Consider the following 9358-nt stretch of genomic DNA (forward strand, 5'->3'; position numbering starts at 1 on the left):
CCGGGTAAGAGGGTATATCTCAACTGTGAAGAAGAATGAGGGGTCAGTACTTGCCGCCATCAAAGGAGCATTCAGGAGAGAACCCTTCATGCCCACTGTGGCTTACAGGTATAGCTGACCAGTTACGTTTTTTCATATGAATACTGTGAAAAAGTCGATTGGAACTGTGTTAAAGGTAATTACCAGAAAACATCCTGAGATGCTTATCAGATGCAGAATTCATTCATTGTTCCTCGGAATGAAGAGAAGAGAAAGGTATTAACAGATATTGGATTCCTAGCGCAGGCAATGCACGACGAGGAGATCTATAATGCCCAGAGGGGGTACTCCTCGCCGATATCTGTATCTGATATCGTCTGTATTAATCCTTTGCCCATGATTTTATGTCTGAGAAGCAGATTTGAGTCTTAACATCCATTGGATGGAAGAGAGGCTTCCTCCCCGTGAAATTAATTGATACTGCACGCCATTCAACCCATATTCTGGCATAGCATTTAGATGATGATCTGAACTGTAGAGTTCTCACTTGGAGAAAGATCTAAATAAGGGCGTACATTGAGAAATTTCACTTCACATGAACAAGACCAACACCATTAATAGCTCAAAAACCTTCAACTCTAGATAATGCCCGATTCCGGCACTTCCGATCAGCAAATCTCACTCCTCTATGTCGATGATGAGCTGCCCCTTCTGGAGATTGGAAAGCTCTTCCTTGAAAAGAGTGGAGAATTTAGCGTTTCGACATGTGATAGTGCAAAGGAAGCGATCGAACTGCTAAATTATCAGGATTTCGATGCAATCGTCTCGGACTATCAGATGCCGGGTATGGACGGGCTCCATTTTCTCCAGCACCTGAGGAAGGCAGGAAACCAGACACCTTTTATCATCTTTACCGGGAAGGGACGGGAAGAGGTTGTGATCGAAGCCCTCAACAGTGGTGCCGATTTCTATCTACAGAAAGGAGGAGATCCAAAGTCACAGTTTGCCGAGCTCTCAAATAAGATCATGTATGCCGTTGCCCGGAGAAGGAGCGAGATGAAACTCGCACATACCTTTGACCTGATGCGCTACATCATTGAGCATAACAATGCCTCCATTGCTGTGCATGATATGGATATGAACTATATCTTCGTAAGCCAGCGGTACCTGGAGACATATGGTATTACAAATCAGGATGTTATCGGAAGAAACCATTACGATATTTTCCCTGATCTACCAGAGAAATGGAGAGATATTCACCGGAAGGTGCTTGCGGGGGAGGGGGTTTTCCGGGCAGATGATGATCCCTATCCACGGAAAGATGGGTCACTTGACTGGACACGGTGGGAATGCCGCCCCTGGTTTGAATCCGATGGAACAATCGGTGGGCTCATTGTCTACACAGAAATCATCACTGAAAGAAAACTCAAAGAAGAGGAGATCCTGAGTAAGAATGAGGAGCTTGCTGCAGCAGAGGAAGAATTGCGTTCACAATTAGAAGAGCTCATTGCAACCCGTGATGCCCTCGAAGAGTCAAATGAGTACCTGAACAACCTCATCACGTATGCAAATGCACCGATCATTGTATGGGATTCGGATCATACAATCACCCGCATTAACCATGCATTTGAGGATCTGACTGGCATATCGTCAGATAAGATAATCGGAAAAGATATCCGGACACTCTTGCCCGAGGAATCATGCAATGAATGGATGACCATGATTGACAGGGCGATGAGTGGTGATCATCTTGAATCAGTTGAGATTCCCATCATGCACTGCTCAGGGGGTATGAGAAACGTCATCTGGAATTCTGCCACGATCATGGATCATGATGGTCTTACACTCCTCTCCGTGATCGCACAGGGACAGGATATCACCGACCAAAAAGCAGCTGAAGAGAATATCCGAAAGTACCTGCGTCGTGAAGCGGATATTATCAATTTCCTACCGGATGCCACCTTTGCAATTGATACCAGGGGTGTTGTGATCGCATGGAACAGGGCGATGGAAGAGATGAGCGGGGTGCCGGCAGAGGATATGCTTGGAAGAGGTAATTACGAGTACGCACTTCCCTTCTACCACGAACGCCGACCTCTCCTGATAGATCTTGCACTCCTTGATGATCCTGAAATAGCATCAAAATACCCCTATGTCAAACGAATTGGGGATACGGTCTTCTCTGAGATAACAATACCCCACCTGAGGGGTGGGGAGGGAGCAGCACTCTGGTTTAAAGCATCGCTCCTCTATGATGACGATGGGAATGTAACTGGTGCAATCGAGTCGATTCGTGATATTACCGAAAGAAAGCAGCTGGAAGATAAAAACCGTATAATTGCCGGGATGCTCGATGTTGCCCCAAGTTCAATCACTATCCATGATAATGAAGGAAACTTTTTATATGCCAATCAGAAAACCTTCGAAATTCATGGTTATACCAAAGAGGAGTTCTTCGAAAAGAATCTGGCGGATATTGACGCTCCATCAAGTGCGGCCCGTATCGAAGAGCGGATGCAGCTGATCGCACGAGAGGGAGAAGCATCCTTTGAGGTTGCACATCTGAAGAAGGATGGATCAATTATACCACTCGAGATCTTTGTCCGGCAGGTGGAATGGGCGGGGAAACCTGCGATGCTGAGTATCGCAACCGATATCACTGAAAGGAAGGTATCCGAAGCCGCACTTCTGGAGAGCGAGAGCCGCTTCCGGGAGCTGGCAGAACTCCTGCCACAGGCAGTCTATGAAACAGATGAGTTCGGCACTCTCACCTATGCAAACAGAAAGGCATTTGAGATGTTTGGCTATTCACAGGAAGAAGTAGATTCAGGTTTGAATGTCCTCACTACTATCGACTCTGAATATCGGGAAAAAGCGAAGGAAAACTTGATAAAAGTTGTTAAAGGAAACCGACTGGATGGGCCGATACGTGAATACCGGGCGGTAAGAAAGGATGGCACAACGTTCCCAATTAACATCTATTCTGCACAGATCCAAAAAGACGGGAGATTAGCAGGGGTGCGTGGCATCATCATTGATATTACCGAACAAAAAAAGCTCGAAGAGGAGCTGCAGAGGAGCAGGAACCGCTATCGTTCACTTGTTTCAAATGTTCCCGGGGTTGTCTACCGGTGCCAGCTTGATAAGGAATGGACGATGCTGTACCTGAATGAAGATATCGAACAGATCACCGGTTATCCGAGCACCGATTTTATCAAAAATGCTGTCAGGACATTTGAGAGCATCATTCATCCGGAGGATTCCGCATATGTTGAACGATCAGTGAATGAAGCCGTCAGGGAGAAAAAATCCTGGGCAATCGAATATAGGATTATCAACAGGGGTGGCGATATACGGTGGGTATATGAGAATGGTAGAGCCGCAATAGACGGATATGCAGAAACAGGAGTTCTGGATGGCATTATTATTGATATCACCGATAAAAAAGAGGCAGAGGAGATAGTCAAGAGAGAACAGGGGTTCATTAAAACTCTCCTTGAAACATCACCCGCATTCTTTGTGGCCATTGGAGAAGATGGTAAAATTCTCAAGATGAATTCTGCACTCCTCGAAGCACTTGAATGTGAGGAAGAGGATCTGATCGGAACAGATTATCTTACATCCATTGTACCGCAGGATGAACACACGTACCTCACGGGTATTCTATCCCGGATTTTACACAGTGAAGAGACCACCATCAACCAGAATCATATTATCAGCAGAACCGGCAGGCACCTCCTCATTGAGTGGCATGGGCGCCGTGCATATTCGGGAGAGACGGCATCTCCATTTATTGTGGGGGTCGGCATTGATATAACCGAGAGAAAACGTGCAGAAGATGCACTCAGGGAAGCAAACAGGAAATTAAACCTGCTCTCAAGCATCACCCGTCACGATATATTGAATAAAATTATGACAATCAAAGGGTACCTGGAAGTATCAGAGGAGATTGAGAAAGAACAAAGCCTTTCAGAATATATCGATCAGATCAAAGTTGCAGCTCATGCGATTGAGAAGCAGATTGAATTTACCCGCCATTATGAACAGCTGGGCGTCCATGAACCCGAATGGACGTCTATAGCCGGACTTATTAAGGAGATAGACGACTCGGGACTTCAAATCGCCTGTGATTGTGAATCGGTTGAGATCTATGCAGATCCGATGATTGGAAAGGTCTTTTTGAACCTCTATGACAACTCGATCAGGTACGCAGAAGGAGCAACAAGCATATCTCTTCGGTGTCTGGAGAATACCCTGGGACTTCAGATCACGTGGGAGGATGACGGACCGGGGATACCATATGACCAGAAAGAGCTGATATTTGAAAGCGGGTATGGAAAACATACAGGCTTTGGGCTTTTCCTTGTCCGCGAGATCCTTGAGATTACCGGAATTACCATCTCAGAAACAGGTGTACCTGGAGAAGGGGCGAGATTTGAAATTATGGTACCGCAAAGAGGATTTAGGATTCGACCTTGAAAACAAGAAAAAGTCCAGATTAAGGAAAGAACGCATCAGGTACCAGATTACAAAAATTAAATGATCTGGGATCATACTCATCAGAGTGAAATTTTGCTCACAGCCCGTCTGCAGGCATTTTTGGCAACATATCCCTGTAATGCCAGAAGATGAGAGCCAGAATCACATACAGGGCAGGAGCAAACCAGCCAAATTCCCCAAGCATCATCTCCCCGGCTTCGGTTGGTTGTGTCAGCGCCGGATAGAACTGCTGGATGAAATAGTTCCAGAAGCCGTGGAAGAGGACTGCAACCCAGACACTTCCCGATATAAGGCGGAGCCATGCGAGGATGAGTCCTGCACCCATCACCGAAGGGATGAAGACGGCAAGTGAAAAGGCAAGGGAACCTCCTCCATGGTAGGTTCCAAATATGATCAACGGGAAATGCCAGACCGTCCATATCCCACCTGAAACCAATGCAAGTACTGTAAAATTCTGGAAACGAGCCAGCTCGGGAACCAGAAAACCCCGCCACCCAAACTCCTCACCAGCTGCGGCAAAGAGGTTGAACACGATTGCGATGACGAATGCAGGGATGAAGCTTACTGACAGGATCATCGCTGCTCCTTCATAGCTAAACGGAGCAATTGCAGAAATCCAGGCTGACCCAAACATCAGGAGCCCTGCTCCAATTGGAATGAGCACAGCAACAAGGAGCCATATTGGTTTATTGATACCCATTCCAAAGCCTTTCAGGTTCCGCTGGAAGTACAGCCTTGTCAGTACGGCGGCAAGCGTCGGGCACCACATCACTGCAGTTGTATAGATGATAAGATACGTTGTATTGTCGGCTATTGCCGGTGTCTGAGATAACAGGTACCAGAAGACGGATGAGAAGATGAACGTGAGTATGACAAAGATTGTAACCGTCATCTTCGGATCAGCCTGAGGACGTGATAGCCCTTGCATCTTAGAAGCAGGATTGCTTTCCATAGATACCGATCTGTTTTATTCATAATAAAGTATCGATAGGGAGAGAATGGCAGCCCAATATTTTTGGAAGCTATTCTCAGAGGTTAAGATAAAAAGGTTATTATTTTATCAGTATTGATAACTATTGCATTCAAAAAGAATTTATGAGAAAATTGAGAGAGTGTTATATTTTAAATAAAGAGAACGAATATGAGTTTGATCCATAGAAAGATTTATACATCATTCAAATTTATACCTATATGTATATGCCGACAACACACATCGTTTTTGTGGGAAATCAGAAGGATCGCCTTATCGAGTCGATCAGCGCACTCCGTGAGATTCCCTTCTCCAAGCTCTTTCTTATCGTCGGGGAGGATAAAAGCCATGCAGGAGAGCAGAATATCAGAAAGATTGCCAGGCAGATTCAGACAGAGCTGAAGATGTTATGGGATATCGAAGTAAAAGCGATTGATAAACAGTCTGTTTTGAAGGCCGCTAACCAGCTCTTTTTGATGATAACTGAGGAGAAGATGAATGGGAACGATGTCTTCCTGAATACATCCGGATCAACCCATACGCTCTCAGTTGGCGCATACATTGCCGCCTGCATGACAAGATCAAAGATGATTACAGCAATCCCCAAATATGATGAGCAGGGAGAAGAGATTGGAATCGAGGATGTCCTTGAGATCCCGGTTATTCCGGTGGATTATCCAGGCGAGGAACAGCGTCATATCATTACCCTTATCGGAGAAGGTGTCGAGTCACTCGACAGTATCATCTTTATGATCACCCCCGACATCCAGAAAGACAGTAAAGAATTCAGAAGCGAGCGAAGCCGGCTCTCCCACCACCTCTCAAAACTTGAGGAGGCAGGATTTATAAAAAAGGTCAAGCGTGGCCGCAATATCTCAATCAGGCTCACAGAACTTGGCAGAATGCTCGCTAACATGATAAATTCAAAACTTATATAAACTATTTTTCCACCAGACCTCCCTACTGTTCATGGAGGGGTGAGGATGGTTTTGCATCCATGTATCTGATAAACAGAGCAATGCTTATCACTTCTTCACCAAATAAATCCACATGAACGTTCGATGGATCTTTTTCTTTCTCCTTATCATCTGCCTGGCACTTATCCCACAGGCAGTGTGTGCAGATGAGCTCTCCTTCCGGCAGACAGGACCAACTGATCCCGACGAGGTCGAGGCGTTTCTCGATCTGATCATGCCTGCAAACCTCGCCCTCTATAATGTGCCGGGGGCAACGGTTGCGGTTGTGAAAGACGGAGAGCTTGTAATCGCCAAAGGATATGGCTACAGCGATTTAGAGAAGCGGGTGCCTGTCGATGCGGATCAGACCCTCTTTCGGATCGGATCGATCACAAAACTCTTCACCTGGACTGCGGTGATGCAGCTTCAGTCTGAAGGGAGAATCGATCTCGATACTGATATAAACCAGTACCTGAAGGATTTTTCGGTACCGGACACCTATCCCGGCAAGCCGATTACGATGCGCCACCTGATGACGCATACCGCCGGTTTTGAAGAGTGTTGTGTTATGATGGAGGTCGAAAACGTGGATGATCTGATCACATTCAGGGAGTATTGCGCCGGCTATATGCCTGCCCGGATCAATCCACCCGGAACAATCACATCCTATTCTAATTACGGCACCACCCTTGCAGCTGTTGTTGTGGAGGATATCACCGGCATTCCCTTTGAAGAGTATCTTGATGAGCAGATAATCATACCCCTTGGGATGGACAGTACCAGTATCAGGGAGGATCTTCCCTCTGAAAGGGCTGAGCGGCTCTCGAATGGCTATATTTTTGGAAAACAGAATCAAGCCGCCCAGGATTCTATCTTTACTATCAGCCCTGCCGGATCGATCAGCTCAACTGCACCGGATATGGCGGCATTCCTTGCAATGCATATGAAGGGAGGGAGCCTCAATGATGCTATAATCCTCCCTCGTGATACAGCAGAGCTGATGCATGCAGAGGCATTCACCAATGATCCACGCGGCTCCGGAGTCTGCCTTGGCTTCTACGAGATGCATGTCAATAACAGGCGGCTGATTGGGCATGGCGGTGATACCAACACGTTTCATTCGCTGCTGATCTTCATGCCAACAGAGCAGGCAGGTTTCTTTGTCTCCTATAATAGCGTTGGCGGAGGGGCAGCGAGAAATGAACTTCTCAGGGCGTTTATGAATCACTATTATCCGGCAGAAGAGGTGGCTATACCGGATCCTGATCCATCGAACACTGCCCTTCTTCAACAATATGCCGGTACCTACGAGACCAACCGGCGCAACTTTGCACATTTTGAGAAATATATCGTCAAGCGATCGCCGGTTGTGATCTCTGTCTCAGATGATGGAACGCTTCTCATGGATTATGGAGGTACAATCAGGGAGTACTACATGATTGAGCCGGATATCTTCGCACTCCCGGATGGAGATCCGCAGGGTACCGGGAACCTCATATTCCATTTTGGCAGTTCCGAAAGGGTGGAATACTTTGTCTTTAGCAACGTCCCGATCTTTGCATTTGACAGGCTAGCCTGGTATGACACCCCGGCATTCCTGGAGAATGTAGTAAATATCGCCGGGACTATCCTCGCCACTGTGCTCCTCTGGCCGCTCCTCGCTCTTTTCAGGCGATCATATGCCATACCCAAACAGGCGATGCCACGCCCCGCCCGGATTGCACGGTGGATTGCAGGTGCATCCGCAGTTTCGCTGCTCGGATTCGTCTTTTTGATCGTACCGAAGATTATTGATGATAAGGTACTGGTCCAGACCTACATGACCAGTCCGGTTCCACCGTTTGAGTTTACGCTTGCCCTTACCGTGCCGGTCATTTCACTTCTCCTGACTCTTCTGACAGCCGGATTTGCTGCCATAGCCTGGAAAGAAGGGTACTGGAGCCGCCTGCACAGAATCCATTATACGGCTGTTGCCGCCGCCGCAGTTGCGATGCTCTGGTGGATAGTCTCCTGGAATCTCTGGGTGTTTTCCCTCTGAGATTCATTTTTCTTTTTGGTTTTTTCCGAATTATCCAATATACGATTTCAGATAGATTCGTATGAGCTGATCTGATCTCATCAGGAACCCTGCACCAGATAGCCATGGCGGGGAATACGCTGGCGATACCCTTATACGTTTTTACCTGCCTCTCTCTGGAAAGTGTATTCTGATGACAAACCCAAACTATGCTCTCACTTAGGGAATAAATCAAGTTTCAGCTTCTTCTCAAGCTCCCGGACCTTCTTCGGCACCTCGGTGATCTGGTCAAACCCTTCATAGGAGATCCGCATCACCTTTGAAAAGATCAGGAGAACATCTTTGGGAGAATACTCTGACGTCAAACCGGCCCTCTTAATAACTGCCTGGAGCTTGCAATAGAGATACAGGCAGAGAAAACCGACAAACAGGTGTCCACAGACAGCACTTCGATCACCGAGATACAACACATCTGCCTGCACCTCATTTTTCAGCGTATCAAAGAACCGTTCAACAAGATCACGGGTTTTGTAGAGCTCATAGATCTCCTGAGGCGATTTATCAACATTCGAAACAAAGAGAATACGTCCCGCCAGCTTCTCCCTGCTCTTCGCTTCATTCTCGGTAATATCTCCCATCTTAACGTTCTTAAAGAGTGTCTTGAACTCTTCAAGTTCCAGGTCCTTGTCTTCGAACAAATAGAGGAACTTCCCTCCAATCTCTCGTTTGCCGCCACGAATCAGTCGTTTGTGGTACAAAAACTTCTCTTTAAGATGAATCCGCGTCTCGAAATACGTGCTATTCCGTCGTTGTGGAACAATCGCCGAGCAGTTTCGCTCAAATATTCCCTGCAGCACCTCCTCTGAGACAAATCCCCGATCAACGATGAGGATCGCATCCTCGAGTTGCAACTCATCCATTGAGGGAAGAAGTGTT

Annotated in this window: 5 protein-coding genes; 3 read left to right on the forward strand and 2 right to left on the reverse strand. The window is 46.8% G+C overall.

Annotated elements, in window-relative coordinates; translation table 11 throughout:
- Nucleotides 1-624 precede the first annotated feature (624 nt).
- Nucleotides 625-4458: a PAS domain S-box protein gene (locus FTO68_RS11410; RefSeq protein ID WP_255333540.1), complete on the forward strand. Its 3834-nt coding sequence runs from the start codon at nt 625-627 to the stop codon at nt 4456-4458.
- A 97-nt stretch (nt 4459-4555) separates the two neighbouring features.
- On the opposite strand, the gene FTO68_RS11415 is transcribed toward FTO68_RS11410, so the two are convergent.
- Nucleotides 4556-5407, reverse strand: a complete 852-nt coding sequence (locus FTO68_RS11415) for a CPBP family intramembrane glutamic endopeptidase (RefSeq protein ID WP_255333541.1) — start codon at nt 5405-5407, stop codon at nt 4556-4558.
- A 269-nt stretch (nt 5408-5676) separates the two neighbouring features.
- On the opposite strand from FTO68_RS11415, the gene FTO68_RS11420 reads away from it, so the two are divergent.
- Complete coding sequence (locus FTO68_RS11420) at nt 5677-6387, forward strand: HFX_2341 family transcriptional regulator domain-containing protein (RefSeq protein WP_255333542.1); 711 nt, start codon at nt 5677-5679, stop codon at nt 6385-6387.
- Nucleotides 6388-6499: 112 nt separating this feature from the next.
- Nucleotides 6500-8443, forward strand: a complete 1944-nt coding sequence (locus tag FTO68_RS11425; RefSeq protein ID WP_255333543.1) for a serine hydrolase domain-containing protein — start codon at nt 6500-6502, stop codon at nt 8441-8443.
- A gap of 194 nt (nt 8444-8637) precedes the next feature.
- Here FTO68_RS11425 and FTO68_RS11430 read toward each other — a convergent pair.
- On the reverse strand, nt 8638-9358 hold a 721-nt coding region (locus FTO68_RS11430), incomplete at its 5' end, for a transposase (RefSeq protein ID WP_255333544.1).

The organism is Methanocalculus taiwanensis, assembly GCF_024372745.1.
GTDB classification, from domain to species: domain Archaea; phylum Halobacteriota; class Methanomicrobia; order Methanomicrobiales; family Methanocorpusculaceae; genus Methanocalculus; species Methanocalculus taiwanensis.